This is a genomic window from Ancylobacter sp. (assembly GCF_965279025.1).
In the GTDB taxonomy this organism is placed as follows: Bacteria; Pseudomonadota; Alphaproteobacteria; order Rhizobiales; family Xanthobacteraceae; genus Ancylobacter.
Map to the genome: position 1 here is coordinate 712,745 of NZ_OZ257132.1, position 14,587 is coordinate 727,331.

Consider the following 14,587-nt stretch of genomic DNA (forward strand, 5'->3'; position numbering starts at 1 on the left):
CATCAGTCTCGCGGCTCGAAAAACTGCATGCGGCCCCAGCCGCGGGCGCGCAGCGTGGCGATATCCTCCGCCACCACGCCAAGCCGCTGGTCGCAATGGATCACCCGGCGCTCGGGGGCGAGCCACACGCCGATATGCGCGGCGCGGTCCATCCGGCCGAGGCCGACCAGCGCGCCGTCCGGTGCCGTCACCAACCCGGCGTGCAGCGGCACCACCTCGGCCCAGCTCTGCCGCTCGTCATGCTCGGCGATAGTGGAGATCATCCAGCCCCACGACGGGTCCGGCGGCACGTCGACATGCGGCAGCACGCGGCCGAAGAGCCGAAGCTGCACCAGCGCCGCCACATGCCAGCAGGTGCGCTCCGGCGCCCAGCGCTGGCCGAGCAGTGAGGTGAGAAAATCCGTCCGCTCGCTCATGGCACCAGCCCCGGATAATCCTCGAGGGTGTAGACCCGGCTCGGCACCTTGCGTTCGCCGAAATCGACGATGGTCGCCGTGCCCTCCACGCCGGTGGAATCCTTGGTGATGTCGGTCAGCACCAGCTCGATCGGCCCATAGCTCGGTGCGGCGGGATAGTCCGAACGATAGCCGCGGATGATCACCTTCAGGTCGGCGCGGAACGCCTTGGCGTTGTCGAGGTAGATCACAAGCTCTCCGCTCACATCGTCGACCCGCAGCCGCGCCACCGGCGGGCGGCCCTCCGCCATGGTCGGGTGCTCGCACTCGAAGCCGGCCGGGGTGAAGGCGACAATCGCCTCGGCATCAAAGGCCGCGCCCTCCTCGATGCCGAAGGACCGCGCCACCACATCCAGCACATAGCGCAGCGGGATCGGCTGGTTAGCGGCGTCGACAAAGCCCGGGTGCTGCATCTCGACGGTGATGTACTGCTCGCCGGCGGTCACGCAATTCGCCTCGCCTTCGGCCCAGGCGTCGGTAAAGGTTGCGGCCATTACAGGATCTCCGGCGTCCAGTCGGCGGTGAGCGCAGGCACCAGCGCCACCCGCTCCGCTTCCGTCAGAAGCGCCTCATAGGCCTCCCCGGCGAGCGCGATCTGCGCATCGTCCGGCGTCGGCGGGATCATCAGCGCGCCGCGCCCGTCTGTGGGATGCGCAGCACAGAGCCAGAGCCGGTACGTGCCGTCGGCGGCGAACCCGCAATCGAGCCAGGCCTGCGTGCTGCGCGCCATGGCATCTTCCATCGTCGGCAGGATCAGCCAGCTCATGGCATCACCTGCAGCTGCGCGGCGTTGAGGGCCGTGATGTCGAGCGCCGACTGCGCCAGGATGACGGTGGAAATGCCGCCGGTGAGCGGCAAGCTGCCGGACGTGAACATGCCAATGCGCACTCCGATCAGGCTGTCGGCGTTGGGCGAATTCTGCACCGGCGACAGGGCGGCCGAGACGACGGTGCCGTTGACCGCCAGTTCCGCCAGCCCATCCGCGTAGCGCGCACGGCTGATCAGCCGCGACCAGGCCCCGGAGGTGACCGTCGCCCCGGTGAGGGCTGTGAGCGCGCCGGCATCCGTGTTTCGGGCTTGAAACACCGGGGCCGTCGAGTTTGGCGAGTAGGCCAGCAGCGCCCGCGCCACGGCCGTGGACGCCGTCCCGGAGGTGGAGAGCACACACTGCCCAGTGGCGGCGGTCGCGCGCGAAATCGCCGCATAGGTCGCCGCCGCGATATTGCGCAGGAAGCCGGCGGCGTTCTGTGGCTCCAGATACTGCGCGCCCGAAAACACCAGCACCGGACGGCCATTCGGCCCGACATCGAGCACGCCGGCATTGACGATGCGGGGCTGGGCCGACGCCGTCGCCTGCACCGCGTCACGGGTGGCGCCTTTTTGGCCGTACCAGCGCGCGACATAGGCCGGCCCGATACCCGCCCATTCGGCGATGCCCATGCCGGTGCTGTCGACCAGCCAGGGCGACACGGTCAGGGCGTAAAAGTCGCGCTCGGCATTGTCGAAGCGCCGCGCACGCACCACGGCGCCCAGCCAGGCCGTGAGCAGCCGCGAGGTGGAATACCCATCCCAGAGCGCGCCCGACATCGCATCGAACAACCCGCCCGCCGCCGCCGCGATCGTGTAGTTCTGCGCGACGCCGTATTCGGCCCCAACGTGGCGGATGCGCACCGCATGGGTTCCGACCGTCAGGAACGCCCCATCCAGCGCGAAACGGCCATTGCTGCCGACCGTGGCAGTGCGGGCGACGCCGTCGACCTCGATCTCGACCGGCCACCCCGCAATGCCGGTGCCGATGATCAGGCGGTCGAAGATGGTAATGGCTGGCGGCGCCACCATCTCGGCGGGGAACACCAGCAGCGAAAAGCCGACCGTCAGCCAGCCGCCGCCCGGCGTCGCCTGCTCGGATAGTCCGCCGGTGATCTGGACGAGGCGCGTCTCATAAGTCGAGCCATTGAGGCAGACCGGCATGAGGAATCGCTGGGTGCCGTCGTTGATGTCGGCGATGAACGTCCGGAAAGCCGTCACCTCGTCCGGCTTCAGATCCCGGCCCCAGCGCACGATGGGCACCCGGTCGCCGGCGTAGCGACGCAGCCGAACATTGGCGCCCTGCATCTGGGTTTCGGCGGCGTCGCGTACCGGCTTGACGCCCCACATGTCCCGCTCCGGGCGATAAGGCACGGCCGGCGGCCATTCGGCATAGCTCATCGGCCGCGCCCTCGCATCGGATCGAGCCGGTAGCTAGACTCCATGGCTGGCGCCAATGCGCCACGCCGATTGGCAAGGTTCTCGGCCATCCGGCCTTCGAACTGATCAAAGATGACGTCGATGTTCAGCTGGCCATCCGCGCCGAAGGAGGCGCTCGACTGAGCGGAAGCACCCGCAGGCGCGCCATGGATGTTCACGGTCACCTTGGGGACCGCGGGCGTTGCCCGTCCATTGCCGCTGGCTTGCCCCGTGGCATGGCGGAGCGCGTCCATCACCCCGACGCCACCGCCATCGGCATAGCCGCGCAACCCGCGATGCAGAGCGTCGAGGCTCCCGACGCCGGCGGCGCGCGTGGCTTCGGAGGAGAAGACAAACTCGCCTCGGTGGACCGTGCCGGCCGCCTGGTACTTGCCTCCGGAGCCGGTATAGCCGCCCCCCGCATAGATCGCGCCGAGCCCGCCGCCGGCGGCGTGGCTACCGACCCCGGCGCTGCCGCCACCCGTGAACGCCGAGACGATGCTGCCGAGGATATTGCTGCCGCCCGTGCCGGGACCGAACAGGCTCGCGGCGAGGTTCTGCATCGCCATGTCGAGGATGACGTCGAGCGCGCGCTTGGCGGCATTTTCCAGCGCCGTCATGGCGTCGGCACCGTCGAGGATATCGCGGGCAAAACCGGACAAGGCGTCGCCGGCAATGTCGCGGGTAATGCTGAGCGTCGCGTTCAGGCGCAGCGCCGAGGCGTCGGCCGAATCGAGGTCGACCTTGAGGCCGGCCGAGCGCAGGGTCGACGCGATCTGCTGGTCTACGGTGCCACGCCCGAGCTGGTCGCGCTCGAACTGAATATCTGCCATCAACTGGGCACGGGCGGTCAGCTCGACCTTCCGGCCCAGTTCTGCATTCTGCGCCTTCAGCAGGTCCAACTGCCGCTGGTCGACTTCGGTGCCGTTGTCGATCGCCTCGCGCTTGAGATCCCAATACGCAGCATAATTGGCGCGCAGCGTGGCAACCTCGCCCGCCGTCTTGCCGATCAGCTGCGCTTCGAGATCCTGTGCCGCGTTGCTTTCCTGCGCGCTCAGCAGCCTGTGGCGCCCGGCCAGGGTCATCTGCACCTGCGCCTGCAGCATTTCCTGCTGCGCCGCCGCACTCGCCTTGGCCGCCGCCGTGGCGCTGTCAGCCCCTTCCGCCTCGGCTCGATAGCGCTCCAGCGCCGCAGAGGCCGCTGCACGCTGCGCCGGTGTCACGGCTACCAGAAGATTGTTCTGCAGTTCCTGCTCACGGCGGACGATTTCGGCCTGCGGGATCAAATTCCCATAGGCGTCGGTCATCTTGCCGATCTGATTGGTGAGCCCCTCCAGCGCCCGCTGCTGAGCGTCGGTATCCCCGACCCCCTCCCTCAGAGCGCCGCTGACCTTGGATTGTTCCTTCTGCAGGTCGGCGAGCTGCTGGATGCGCGGATCGCGCGACCCAACGATGGCTCTCGCTTCGCTGTCCAGCAAATTGCGCTCGGCCTGCACCTGACCGGTCTGGATCGTTGCCCGCTCCGCATAGAGGCGCGAGAGCTCCGCGTTGATCGTCTTTTCGAGATTGACGCGGGCATTGCCAAATTGGCCATATCGCCCGCCTGCGCCGGCTTGGCCAGCGTCAAGGTCGGCGAGCTGCTTTTCAAGGATCCCGATCCGCTCCTCGAGCGACGGACCACTGAGGAGACGATCGATTCCCTGGCCAATGGCCGTGTATGCACCGGATGCCGCATCCTTAACACTGAGCCAAGCCCGCCCAAGCAGGGTGAGATTGCTGGAGGCTGCCGGCAACGCCTGGGTAAGGCGCTGAAGCAGGACCGCGGCCGCCTCATGGGTGCGGTTCGACGTCGAGAGATCGCGGATGTACTTGATCGTAGACCCGTCGAGAAAGAGCAGCTTCTCGTTGAGCGTCTCCGCTCCCTTTGCCGGATTCGCAAAGGCCTCGGCCATCTCGGTGGAGGCGGCGCCGAGCTCCTGCTGCGTTACCGCAGCGTAGCGTTTCGTCGCGTCCACAAGGCCGGAATAGAAATCGGTGCCGATCTTCCCGGTCGAAGCCAGAGCCGCGACGATTGCGCGGGATTCCCCGACGGTCGCGTCCGACGCCTCTGCGGCGGCGACGGCAATCGCCTTGAGATCATCCACCGTCGCCTGGGTTGCGCGCCCCCTGCCCTGCAGCGCAGCCTGCAGCTGCTTCTCCCCGGCGACCCAGCTGGCATAGGCGGCCAACGCTGTGACACCCACCGCCGCGAGAGCCGTGACCGCAAGGCCGGTCGGCGTCACCAAGGCGGACATCGTCCCGCCGAGGGCTCGCATGCCACCGATCAACCCACCCTGCTGATTGGCGAGGATTTGGTAGATTTGTCCAGCTTGCGAAGCGAACACCTGCATGGGCGGAGCGCCCATCGCCAGCATCGTGATGATGTCGTTGACCTGAAAGGACAGGTTCGACAGATCGAAGCTGCTCAGCGTGTGCCCGGCCTGCTGCAGGCCGCGGATCACGACGACCTGTTCCGCGAACGCTGTTTTGGTCCGCGAGATGGCATCGGCGCGCTGGACCTCGGTCAGAATGCCGACTTTGGCAGCCTGATTGATCTCCTGCAGGGTTTCAAGATAGCGGCGCTGGACTGCGGCGAGCGGTAGGTACTTCTCTCGCAGCCTCTGGATCTCGTTGCCCGCAGCGGCAATGTCAGCCGCGCGCGCGTCAGTCCCGAAATTGTCCTGCACACCCAACAGCGCATTGTAGCGCTGCTGGGCGGCGGCGGCCTCCGAGATCGCCTTTGCTTCCTGCTGGACACGCCGCGCCATCTCCGCTTGCGCCTGGGCGACGACGCCATAGCGGGCGTGCATCAGGTCGAGGGTGCGGGCGTATTCCTCTGCAGTGAGCCGCCCCGTCTGCAGGGCGCGGTCGAGCTTCTGGTGTTCGCGAGCCAGCGTCTGGAGGGTGCGGTACTCCTCATCATATTTGCGGCGGACCGTGTCGGCGGCCTTCCCGGCGTCGAGTTGGCGCTTTGTCACCGTGTCGGTAACGGTCGCCATCGTCGCGCCAGTCTGGGCGACATTCCCCTGCGCGGCGGCGACGACGTTGAGGTCGGCCGCCGACTTGTCGGCGCCACGGCTCTCATACTGCGTGACGACGCGGCGGATCTTCTCGACGGTAACAGCCATCGGAGCCTCGCTTCAGAATGTCAGGGAGAGGGTACGCGCGCAGCCGCAGCCTCATTGAGGGCCGTCGTCAGGGCGGACAGAAGGTCGCGAAAGCGATCAAATTCGTCCGCGCCACGGATGCCGTAGCGCTCGGCGTACCGGTCGATCGACGAAAACGGGATCGCCGCGTGAGGTCCGGCCGGACGGTCCGACAAAAGCGTGAAGAAGGCGCGCCACTCGAATTCGAGATGCGGATGCACCGACGGCCGTTCGGCCAGGGCGCGGGGGATCTCGCCGGTCTCTTCGGCGAGATCCGTCAACCAGGTGATTTGCCCGCCCCACGCAATGAGCCAGCGCAGGGCGTCGGTCAGTTTTTTGCGTCGGCCTCGAAGGAAGCCACGCCGCGCCTGGCCACCTCGCTGGCCGCATAGGTCGCCGCGCCGCGCAGATAGATCCCGATATCGGGATCAAGCAGCAGGGCCTTGCTGCACGGCTCATCCAGGCTCCAGCCTGTGACGACCGTCGACGCGAGGATTTCCGCGAAGATGTCATCCGACACATCCGCCGGCAGGTTTTCCCTCTGCTCGACGGTCAGCGCGCTGACGAGAGCGCTGCGCAGGCGGGTCGCATCGGGATTGTTCAGGCTGCGCGCCCGGATGGAGATGGAAATGCCGAGCTCATCGAGCCGGATATCCTTCACCCACACGCCAGCGTCGGCCCTCGCCTTGGCGGCGCGAATGTCCTGCAGATTGATCACGTTCGACGGCTCAGGCGTCACGGGTCGTCTCCTTGGTGACCTTGTCCTCGCGCGCGTGCCCCTTGCCGACGATGAGTTTGGCAAAGTCGAGGGGCACGTCGCCGGGAATGGTGAGGGGCTGGCCGGCGACGAAGTCGCGGCGGCACCCTTCGGGGTAGCCCGTGAAGGGCTCCACGACGGTGATGGATTTCATGATGACCATTATGATGATGGTGAAGGGAGGGTCAGGCGACGGCGCGCGTGATCTTGACCGAGCAGGCCTCGGTGGCATCGAAGACGGCGCGGAACGGGATGGAGACCATCACGTCGTCATTATTGCCGCCGATCTGCTTGGCGCCGTCGAGGAAGATGATCTTCGGGCAGAGAATGGTGTACTTCTTGTTCGCATCCTTGCCGATGGTGGCGCTGAGGGCGCCGCCGCCATGATCGAGCACCGCCTGATAGAGTGCCTGGGTCTCGAAATAGGCCTCAAGCGTGCCCGTGGCGTCGAAACGGCCGGAGCCGAACTCCTCGCTGTAGAGCCCGCCGACCACAGGGCGCGCCCGCAGGCTGTTGTTGAACTCGAAATTGACGCTGCGGAGCTTCGGCGCGGGGTTGAGCCCGGCCACAGCCAGAGCGGCAACATGCGCCGAAGAGGTGAGGATCGGCTCGGTGCTTGCGGCCGTATAGGTCGCGCCGGCGATGATGGCAGAGGCCAGCGTTTCCTTCTGGCCCATCAGCCCGACCGAACCCGTCACCTTGGCCCGGGCGGCAATGGCGAGCGCGAACGTATTGACCGCGCAGCCGGTGAAGCGGTTGAAGCTGTCGGTCGCGCCGAGTTCCAGCGTCTCTTCGACGGTGAAGTATTTCGGCGTGATGCCATTTTTCAGCACATTCGTCGTCCAAGTGCCGCGCAAGGCGGACTCGAGCATGTCGTCGAAGGTGCCGTAGGAAAATTCGAACGGATAGGCACCGCTGACGTCGAGGCCAAGCAATCCCTCATCCGGCACGTTGCGATCCGCGCGGAGCTCGTCGCTGGTCTGGGTGGTCTTGTTCGTCCGGACGCCGCCGCCGGTCGTGCGGAACACCTTGAAGGTTGGGGTGGCAGGCGTGGTGCCGAACGCCGCCTCGGCGACGTAGGCAATCCGCGCCTCGCTGGAGTTCGCGAAGGGCATAGCAGGGCTCCGATGTGAGAGTGGATCAGCCGAGGAAGTCGGCGTCGTATTCGACGGCGGATGTCAGCAACCAGAGCGGGCCGTCGTCGTTTCGGTCGTCGAGGACGGCCGGAGAGGCCTCATAGGTCCGGACCTGCTCGAAATGCTTGGCCCGAAAAAGGGACCGCAACTCGTCCATCCATGCCAGCCAGGGAGCGATCTCGGCGCCGCGGGGGATCGCGAGCACGAGGCGGATGACACCAGCCTCACGGAAGATGTTCTGCCCGGGGGCGCCGATCGACTTCTGCTCCTCGGTAGCGATGGGGAACAAGACAGCCACCCAGGCGGGCTCCGGGGCCTCAGTGATCGAGTTGAGCGCAATGATGGGGCAGCGTGACCAGTTCGCCGCGAGGCGAGCCTTTACGGCGTTGAAAACTGCAGCGGACGCCATCGTTACCTCGTCTGGATCACAATGGCCGGCTGTCGAGTGGCGTGTTCCTGCGCGCGCGCCGCGGAACGTGCGGAACCTGAGGCGAAGCGCCCTCGCCTATCCCGCCCCACCGGTGCGCCGGCTGGAATGTAGGCGGCAATGCCCCCGCTCTGGAGCGAGCGGAACGAGAAGCGGATCGTTGCGAGGTTCCCGAACCTTGCCTTCGCCATCGCTGCGACGGCTTCGTAAACACCGTCCGGGGCTTGCGGAGAAAGGCCACGTTCGATTTTGCGAGCGTAGGGCACCGTGGAGACGAAGACATATTCTTCGGCCGGCGGAAGCGCTCCACCCGGCTCTACCGCCACCCCATCCGCGAAAAAGACATGGCTGTCCTGATACTCGCCAGTCAGCACCGGCGAGTGCCTGACGAGCATCTCGGCGATCCACTCGAACAGGTCGTTCAGCAGGTCGAACTCGAAGACGATCACGCCGTCCGGCTTCACGCTTTCCAGAGGCGCACCCTTGCGCCCATCCACGAACGTCTCATGGGGCGGCACTCGCCCGGTTGCCCGCCGGTTGGTTTCCTGGGCATCCAACAGTGCCGCGCGGGCGTAGCCGGCCAGGCGGTGACCGCGATCCGCCGGCGGCTCACCCTCCTGAATGGCAAGCACGATATTGCGGTCGAGCGGCTCGATCCGCGTGGAGACCTTGGCCATCAGCCGCGAACCTGCAGGTTGATCCGGACGAGGGTGTCTCCGATAAACCGAGGATCCACCCCAACGACGGAGCGCGGTCGGCCGGCGGAGACGATGGTGTCGCCCTGCCGCGGCAACTCGGCCTCACCGCTGGGCCATCCTTCGGCACGCAGCTGCGTCGGCGCGAGAACGACCTCGCTGTCACCCTGCATGATCCCGCCGATGATCTCATCCGGGCGATATCCGCGCAGAGTGATCCGTACCCCCACCTCGAAGTCGGCCCTTTCCGTCCCAGACCAGGTCGAGCGCCGCAGGATGGCATCGTGGCCGTGTTTGCGGAGCTGACGGTTCAATGACCCGATGGCGGCGTCCGGGGTCATAGTATTCAACCCATCATCGGCACGATGTAGGGCCGCAGCAATTGCGCTGCCGTCGGGCTGGTCAGACGATCATCGCCGCCCGGCACACGGTACGAAAAAGCACCGATATCCTCGACGGTCTCCGACTTCAGGAGTTCGTCGCGATCCCGCGAAGCGTGGTATGCAGCCGCTTCGAGGGCAACGGCACGCTCGACCGGCAACGGCAGCGTGCGGGAACCATCTGTCGAAAGATTGAATCCGGCCTTGTAAGTGACATCGACCGCCTCCCCCCATAGTCGGCAGCCGCCCGCTCGGCGGAGCCACTGCCCATCCGCTTGGTAACCAGTCGGCGGCAGCGGGGTACAGCCCAGAATGACTGTCGAAATTTCGATTACAGGCCCGCGGCCGAGCATGAACTCGGCTCCGCGGATATCTTCGCAATCGAAGGTCTCGCGATAGGTCTGGAGAGGAAATATACGTCGGCAAACGTCCGAAACGGCCGCGGATGCGTGCTCAATAAGGAGGGAGATTGCCTCATCGGACAGTGACCCGAAGTCTACGAGGGCCTTTGCACGCTCGACCGTCGTCAGCGCCGTGGATTCTGCAGGCGTGACGACGGTCAGCATGTTGATCAGCCCTTCTTGGCGCGCGTGGTGACGAAGTCCGCCTTGTCGGCGGCATTGAAGGCGTTGAAGGCCTCGGCGTCCGCCTTCGACAGCTTCTCGGCGACTTCGTTGCCGGCGGCGTCGAGAACTGAGTAGCTGCCACCACCACGATGAACGGCCTTCAGGTCGGTGGGAGCCGCATGGGACGTGTTGCCGCTGGCCCCGCCGACCTGATCGGTCTGCGCGGCCGCCGGCGCAGAGGGCGGCGTCGGCGCGCCGGGAGCCGAAAGCGGCTGTTCCGTCACGCCAGAGGCCGGATCGATCCCCATGATGGGCTCGGCGCCCTCCATCTCGCGCACCAATTGGGCCTTCGCGGCGGCGACGAGTTCGGCGTGCACCAGATTGCCGCTCCACGGCGTTCCGGAGCGCGCGATGATGGACTTGAGCTCTTCGTCGGACACCACGGCGAGCTTGCGATCAAACGCGGCGACGATGCGGCGATCAAGATCGACCTTTTCGGCCACCTCGGCGTCGTCATCCTTGCCCGAAGCGATGTATCCCGCGTCGCGTAGGCCGGCGAAATGCGCGTCGGCGATGGGATACTCGCGGTCGACGGCGAGATTTTCGATATTCACGCCGTCCACCGCATAGGGGAACGACTTCAGCACCTTGCCCTGGCGTGCCATGGGGCGGTTCTCCTCTGTCTCGAAGCGAGATGGCCGGCGCCGGTCAGGGCGCCGGGTTCATCAAGCCGGCGGGTTGGCAGTGGGACGGAAGTTGGTGCGGCCCAGGATCCAGACAGCAGCGATGAAGGCGTTGCCGGCGTTGCCGGTCGGCGTGATCGTCGCCCGGACATACTGCTTGCCACCGACGTACCCGATCTTCCGGATGGTATCGTCGGCCGCGAAGGTGAAGCTGGCGTTCGCCAGCGAGCCGTTGAGCTGATCAGCCGGCACCGCGGTGGCGTCGGACAGGTTGGCCTGGTCGCCATGCTCGAAGGTCACGGCGAAGGTCGCATCGGCATCCGCAAGCGCCCCGATGAGGATCGCGAGCGCAATGGCTTCCACCCCGATCCGGTTAAGGATCTGGGTCACGAAGGGGGTGTTGTCCGCCACGGCGGCAGCCGGCGAGATCGCCCGCTTCAGGTCGATATTCGAGATCAGGTCCCGCATCGCAGGAGCCTCCATGAGCAAGACGGTGCCAGACGCGCCGGGGCCGCCGGCGCGCTGGTTAGTTCCGTCGATGAGAAGGGATCAGCCCGCCGAAACGACCTGAAGGGCGAAAGCTTCGAAGTCCACGACGTCGCCGCCGACACGGGCACGGGTGTAGAACTCCACGAAGGGCTTCGAGGAGTAGGGATCGCGCAGCACGCGGATGCCGAGGCGGTCCACGACGGTGTAACCGGCGCGGAAGTCACCGAAGGCCACCGGCAGCGCGCCGGCGGCGACGCCGGGCATGTCGTCGGCGCGGCGGATGGAATGACCGAGCAGCATGGACGGCTGGCCCTCCTGCAGACCGGGGCGCCAGATGTACTGGCCCTGGCTGTCCTTGAAGAGCATCACCGAAGCAACGGTACCGCGCTTCATCAGCCAGTTGGCGTTGGCCAGATAGCGGTCCTTGAGGCTGAACATCAGCTTCACGAGACCGTCCGGCGTCAACGTGGTCGCATTGCCGGAAGCCACCTGCAGGATGGTGCCACGATCACCATTGGCACCCGCCGGATAGGTCAGAATGCCGCGCGGCTTCTTGATGCCGTTGCCGAGGATGAAGGCCAGCGCCCGCATGCGAGCGAACTTCTCCGAGACCTTGCGCGCGAGCCACGCCTCGACGTCAATGCCGGCGTCTTCCAGCAGCTGCTGGGTGACCTTCGGCTTGGCATAGATTTCGAATACGGGAATCCGCTGAACGCCGACCTGCGGGGTGCTGGTTTCCGGGCGGGCCTCCGTCTCGCCGACCCAGCCGGCTCCGGCCTCGTCGGTATCGATGGCGACCTCGAGCGCGTCCGTGGAGACGGTCTCATGCGTCGCCAGTTCATCGATCGGCGAAGTCTCGTAGACCTTGGTGATGATGCGCGAGGACACGGAGGTCGGCACGAGATAGCCGCCGTCCGGGTCGGAGCCGACCATCATGGCCTTCTGCTCATCCTGCGAGAGGAAGTTGACCTCGCGCCGGAGCGAATTGCCGAAGGCCGCCTCGTAAGCCTTGTATTCATCGACGTTGACGCTGTCAGGCGTGAGGACGGTGGTCGACTTCAGTTCGCCGCGCCGGGAAAGCGCCACGCGCTTGAACTGAAGGGCATCCTCGACGCGCTTCAGGCCGGCGTCACCGCCGGTGCCGGGACGATTCAGGCGCTTCTCGAAGCCGTCGAGACGGTCGGCACCGGCCTTCGCCTCGTCAATGATCTTCTGGACCTGCTTCTCGATCGCCTCGTGCTTCGCCTCGATGCCGGCAGTGAGCGCCTTCAGGTCGTTCTTGAACTGGGGGCTCTCCAGCAGCGTGGCGCCGGCCTTCTCGGCGAGATCACGGACCTCCTTAAGGTCCTTCTCCATGCTCGTCTTCAGGCCGGTGACGTCGTCGCCGAACTTCTTCACTTCGCGCTGAACATCCTTCAGCACGTCATCGATCTCGGGCATTTTGCCCTCCTGGTGAGGTGGATTAGCGGATCTGGGAACTGGTCGAGCGGATCTGCTCGAGCAGGGCGTCCAGGCTCTTGCTCGCCCCAGCCTCACGCTGTGCGATGCGCACCACTCGCGACACGAGCGCGGTGGCGGTTTTCCGGGAGAAGCCGCCTGCATCACGCAGGAGCCTCTCCGCGTCGGAAAGGGTTTGAATATCGTCGACTGACTTCACGGAATCGACGAGGGCATCTGGGTTCATGCCGAAGAGCACGACGCTGACCTCCATCAAGTCGAGCTTCTTGATCGTGCGGTAGGGCTCCTCGGGCTTGGTCCCTATCGTGTATTCCTTGGCTCGGTAGCCGATCGAAAGGCCATCGAGCTCGCCCTCGCGCATAGCGGCATGGATCATCTTGCCGCGTTCGCTCTCCACGAACAGGCGGCCTTCGACACGAAGGCCCACGCTGTCCTCGGACATCTTGGTCCACTTGCCGATCGGCACCATGTCCTCGGCGGAACCGCCCCAGCCTCCACCGTGCTGAAGCAGCATCTTCGGCAGCTTGCTCTTGGTGCCCCAGTCCTTCAGCGTGGCCTTGAAGGCCCCCGGCTTGATGACGTCGCCGCCGTAGTCCTCGACGTTGAACACCGAGCCGTACCCGGCGAAGGTGCCGTCGGTGGCGCCATCGGCGAACTTGACCTCAAAATTGACGGTCAAGCGGCCGTCGTCGGCCGGCACCGCCTTGAACTGCATGTGCTCACGGCTCATCGGTCGGGCGCTCCGGCTTCGGTTGCGTGGCCATCATGGGGGTTCCGTCCTCGCGCACGATCGCGGAATTGGCCGGCATCCGCGGCCGGTTGATCCCGGCCACGTACGGCATATCTTCGAACTCGCGGGGCTCTTCCGGCAACATCCACCCGGCATCGATACCGGACTTGTAGTATTCAGCCCGGGTCTTATGGTCGCCGCGCAGCATCTCGGTGTCGACGAACCTCATATAGAGGCCCTGTTCGCGTCGCTCTTTCTTCGAGAGCAACCAGCGGTCAGCGCTCGATTCCACCCGGCGGTGCAGCGGCCGGACGGTGTGATCGTGATGCATGAGCTTCATCTGTTCAGACGAAGCGAAGGTTGCGTTTTTGTCGCCGGTGTAACCGACCATGATGGGCAGGACACCGAAAGCGCGACAGGTTTCCTCGATTTGGAAGCCGCGGGTCTTGATGTGCTCGGCATCGACGCCGGTCATCTGCTGCGACTGCCACTTCGCCGCCCGGTCGAGGATCATGGTTCGACCGGTATTGTGGACCCCGCGATAATGGGCTTCGATCCATTTCCGGTAAAATTTGAACCCGGTCTCGTCCATCGGCCCTTCAACCGAGAGAATGCCTCCGGGCCGCGCGCCGTTGGCGTGCAAACGCGCGTGGCTCGCCTCGGTCGCGATGGCCAACCCCAGCGCCTCGCGGGCCAGCTTGATAGTCTCCAACCCCATAAAGCCGTTCCATGAGCGGCCGCGCAGGTGCCAGATCTCGCGGGACGTGAAGGTCTGCTGCTCGCCATCCGGCGCCGTGACCTTATACGTGCACGTCCAGTCGCGATTTTGCGTCACCTCGACGTGGCCCGGCTCGAATGGAATCAGCTCGACGATTGCCCCACGCACCTTGTTCACGAACACGAAGGCGTTCTGGCAAAGCGCCAGGTGCAGGCCGATCGTCTCCCTGAATTCGAAGCCGGACTGAAACTCGTTCGGCTCAGTCGACATGATGTCGTTAAGCGGATGTTCCGGCGCCTCGCGGCGCTCGACGCGGCTGTCGACGGGCACCTTGCGATAGGGCTTAAACGGCACCGAGCAGATGCTCTCAGCGATGATCGAGGCACAACGCAGCGCCGTGGTGACCTCAAGCGCGCGCTTCCATGTCACCGCCACGCCGGATGCCGTTTGATGGCCGCCGAAGAGATCGCGCCAAAGGTCCTCTGCGGCGCCGTAGCGCGTGCCGGACTGCTCTTTGGCCTCGGCACCGAGCACCGTCGAAAGGAAGCCTCGCATCAGCCGCGCCTCGCGCCGAGCACGGCCGTGGAAAAGAGGATGACACCTCCTGCAATGAAAGCGGACGGGGGGTGGATCATCGCTATACCCGCCACGACCAGCAACACTCCCACAGCAGCGAGTGCGT

The 14,587-nt window shown here is 65.7% G+C and carries 18 protein-coding genes; all 18 read right to left on the reverse strand.

All coding sequences use genetic code 11. The features are described from left to right. Positions 1 to 2: 2 nt before the first annotated feature. The gene (locus ACQY76_RS03245) at positions 3 to 416 is read right to left on the reverse strand and encodes a hypothetical protein (RefSeq protein ID WP_428031482.1); all 414 of its coding nucleotides are present in this window, start codon (positions 414 to 416) and stop codon (positions 3 to 5) included. Continuing rightward, positions 413 to 949, reverse strand: a complete 537-nt coding sequence (locus ACQY76_RS03250; protein WP_428031483.1) for a DUF1833 family protein — start codon at positions 947 to 949, stop codon at positions 413 to 415. Before ACQY76_RS03250 ends, ACQY76_RS03245 begins: the two co-directional genes overlap by 4 nt. After that, positions 949 to 1,221 (reverse strand): hypothetical protein, encoded by a 273-nt coding sequence (locus ACQY76_RS03255; protein WP_428031484.1) that lies wholly within the window; start codon positions 1,219 to 1,221, stop codon positions 949 to 951. Before ACQY76_RS03255 ends, ACQY76_RS03250 begins: the two co-directional genes overlap by 1 nt. Then, on the reverse strand, positions 1,218 to 2,663 hold the full coding sequence (locus ACQY76_RS03260; protein WP_428031485.1) for a hypothetical protein: 1,446 nt from the start codon (positions 2,661 to 2,663) through the stop codon (positions 1,218 to 1,220). Before ACQY76_RS03260 ends, ACQY76_RS03255 begins: the two co-directional genes overlap by 4 nt. Then, entirely contained in the window at positions 2,660 to 5,848 is a 3,189-nt protein-coding gene (locus tag ACQY76_RS03265) for a phage tail length tape measure family protein (protein WP_428031486.1), read from the reverse strand. The genes ACQY76_RS03260 and ACQY76_RS03265 overlap by 4 nt, the downstream gene beginning before the upstream one ends. A 20-nt stretch (positions 5,849 to 5,868) precedes the next feature. Continuing rightward, positions 5,869 to 6,147, reverse strand: coding sequence for a phage tail assembly chaperone (locus ACQY76_RS03270; protein WP_428031487.1), 279 nt, complete (start codon positions 6,145 to 6,147; stop codon positions 5,869 to 5,871). 47 nt (positions 6,148 to 6,194) lie between these two features. Further along, positions 6,195 to 6,605 (reverse strand): hypothetical protein, encoded by a 411-nt coding sequence (locus ACQY76_RS03275; RefSeq protein ID WP_428031488.1) that lies wholly within the window; start codon positions 6,603 to 6,605, stop codon positions 6,195 to 6,197. Beyond that, positions 6,595 to 6,777 (reverse strand): hypothetical protein, encoded by a 183-nt coding sequence (locus ACQY76_RS03280; RefSeq protein WP_428031489.1) that lies wholly within the window; start codon positions 6,775 to 6,777, stop codon positions 6,595 to 6,597. The genes ACQY76_RS03275 and ACQY76_RS03280 overlap by 11 nt, the downstream gene beginning before the upstream one ends. Positions 6,778 to 6,808: 31 nt before the next feature. Further along, a complete protein-coding gene (locus ACQY76_RS03285) occupies positions 6,809 to 7,738 on the reverse strand; it encodes a phage tail tube protein (RefSeq protein ID WP_428031490.1) in 930 nt (309 codons plus the stop codon). A 25-nt stretch (positions 7,739 to 7,763) separates the two neighbouring features. Next, complete coding sequence (locus ACQY76_RS03290) at positions 7,764 to 8,168, reverse strand: phage tail terminator-like protein (protein ID WP_428031491.1); 405 nt, start codon at positions 8,166 to 8,168, stop codon at positions 7,764 to 7,766. 2 nt (positions 8,169 to 8,170) lie between these two features. After that, positions 8,171 to 8,863 carry a hypothetical protein gene (locus ACQY76_RS03295; RefSeq protein WP_428031492.1) on the reverse strand — a complete coding sequence of 231 codons (693 nt, stop codon included), beginning with the start codon at positions 8,861 to 8,863 and terminating at the stop codon, positions 8,171 to 8,173. Continuing rightward, positions 8,863 to 9,222 carry a hypothetical protein gene (locus ACQY76_RS03300; protein ID WP_428031493.1) on the reverse strand — a complete coding sequence of 120 codons (360 nt, stop codon included), beginning with the start codon at positions 9,220 to 9,222 and terminating at the stop codon, positions 8,863 to 8,865. The genes ACQY76_RS03295 and ACQY76_RS03300 overlap by 1 nt, the downstream gene beginning before the upstream one ends. 5 nt (positions 9,223 to 9,227) lie before the next feature. Next, positions 9,228 to 9,827, reverse strand: a complete 600-nt coding sequence (locus ACQY76_RS03305) for a hypothetical protein (RefSeq protein ID WP_428031494.1) — start codon at positions 9,825 to 9,827, stop codon at positions 9,228 to 9,230. 5 nt (positions 9,828 to 9,832) lie between these two features. Beyond that, on the reverse strand, positions 9,833 to 10,492 hold the full coding sequence (locus ACQY76_RS03310; RefSeq protein WP_428031495.1) for a hypothetical protein: 660 nt from the start codon (positions 10,490 to 10,492) through the stop codon (positions 9,833 to 9,835). A gap of 60 nt (positions 10,493 to 10,552) precedes the next feature. Continuing rightward, positions 10,553 to 10,978 carry a hypothetical protein gene (locus ACQY76_RS03315; RefSeq protein ID WP_428031496.1) on the reverse strand — a complete coding sequence of 142 codons (426 nt, stop codon included), beginning with the start codon at positions 10,976 to 10,978 and terminating at the stop codon, positions 10,553 to 10,555. A gap of 81 nt (positions 10,979 to 11,059) precedes the next feature. After that, positions 11,060 to 12,439 carry a phage major capsid protein gene (locus tag ACQY76_RS03320; RefSeq protein WP_428031497.1) on the reverse strand — a complete coding sequence of 460 codons (1,380 nt, stop codon included), beginning with the start codon at positions 12,437 to 12,439 and terminating at the stop codon, positions 11,060 to 11,062. Positions 12,440 to 12,461: 22 nt separating this feature from the next. Further along, complete coding sequence (locus ACQY76_RS03325; protein WP_428031498.1) at positions 12,462 to 13,187, reverse strand: HK97 family phage prohead protease; 726 nt, start codon at positions 13,185 to 13,187, stop codon at positions 12,462 to 12,464. Further along, positions 13,177 to 14,460, reverse strand: a complete 1,284-nt coding sequence (locus ACQY76_RS03330; RefSeq protein WP_428031499.1) for a phage portal protein — start codon at positions 14,458 to 14,460, stop codon at positions 13,177 to 13,179. The genes ACQY76_RS03325 and ACQY76_RS03330 overlap by 11 nt, the downstream gene beginning before the upstream one ends. Positions 14,461 to 14,587 lie beyond the last annotated feature (127 nt).

Coding starts and splice junctions, on each gene's coding strand:
- ACQY76_RS03245 (WP_428031482.1), bottom strand. CDS start 416: ATGAGCGAGCGGACGGATTTTCTCACCTCACTGCTCGGCCAGCGCTGG.
- ACQY76_RS03250 (WP_428031483.1), bottom strand. CDS start 949: ATGGCCGCAACCTTTACCGACGCCTGGGCCGAAGGCGAGGCGAATTGC.
- ACQY76_RS03255 (WP_428031484.1), bottom strand. CDS start 1,221: ATGAGCTGGCTGATCCTGCCGACGATGGAAGATGCCATGGCGCGCAGC.
- ACQY76_RS03260 (WP_428031485.1), bottom strand. CDS start 2,663: ATGAGCTATGCCGAATGGCCGCCGGCCGTGCCTTATCGCCCGGAGCGG.
- ACQY76_RS03265 (WP_428031486.1), bottom strand. CDS start 5,848: ATGGCTGTTACCGTCGAGAAGATCCGCCGCGTCGTCACGCAGTATGAG.
- ACQY76_RS03280 (WP_428031489.1), bottom strand. CDS start 6,777: ATGAAATCCATCACCGTCGTGGAGCCCTTCACGGGCTACCCCGAAGGG.
- ACQY76_RS03285 (WP_428031490.1), bottom strand. CDS start 7,738: ATGCCCTTCGCGAACTCCAGCGAGGCGCGGATTGCCTACGTCGCCGAG.
- ACQY76_RS03290 (WP_428031491.1), bottom strand. CDS start 8,168: ATGGCGTCCGCTGCAGTTTTCAACGCCGTAAAGGCTCGCCTCGCGGCG.
- ACQY76_RS03295 (WP_428031492.1), bottom strand. CDS start 8,863: ATGGCCAAGGTCTCCACGCGGATCGAGCCGCTCGACCGCAATATCGTG.
- ACQY76_RS03300 (WP_428031493.1), bottom strand. CDS start 9,222: ATGACCCCGGACGCCGCCATCGGGTCATTGAACCGTCAGCTCCGCAAA.
- ACQY76_RS03305 (WP_428031494.1), bottom strand. CDS start 9,827: ATGCTGACCGTCGTCACGCCTGCAGAATCCACGGCGCTGACGACGGTC.
- ACQY76_RS03310 (WP_428031495.1), bottom strand. CDS start 10,492: ATGGCACGCCAGGGCAAGGTGCTGAAGTCGTTCCCCTATGCGGTGGAC.
- ACQY76_RS03315 (WP_428031496.1), bottom strand. CDS start 10,978: ATGCGGGACCTGATCTCGAATATCGACCTGAAGCGGGCGATCTCGCCG.
- ACQY76_RS03320 (WP_428031497.1), bottom strand. CDS start 12,439: ATGCCCGAGATCGATGACGTGCTGAAGGATGTTCAGCGCGAAGTGAAG.
- ACQY76_RS03325 (WP_428031498.1), bottom strand. CDS start 13,187: ATGAGCCGTGAGCACATGCAGTTCAAGGCGGTGCCGGCCGACGACGGC.
- ACQY76_RS03330 (WP_428031499.1), bottom strand. CDS start 14,460: ATGCGAGGCTTCCTTTCGACGGTGCTCGGTGCCGAGGCCAAAGAGCAG.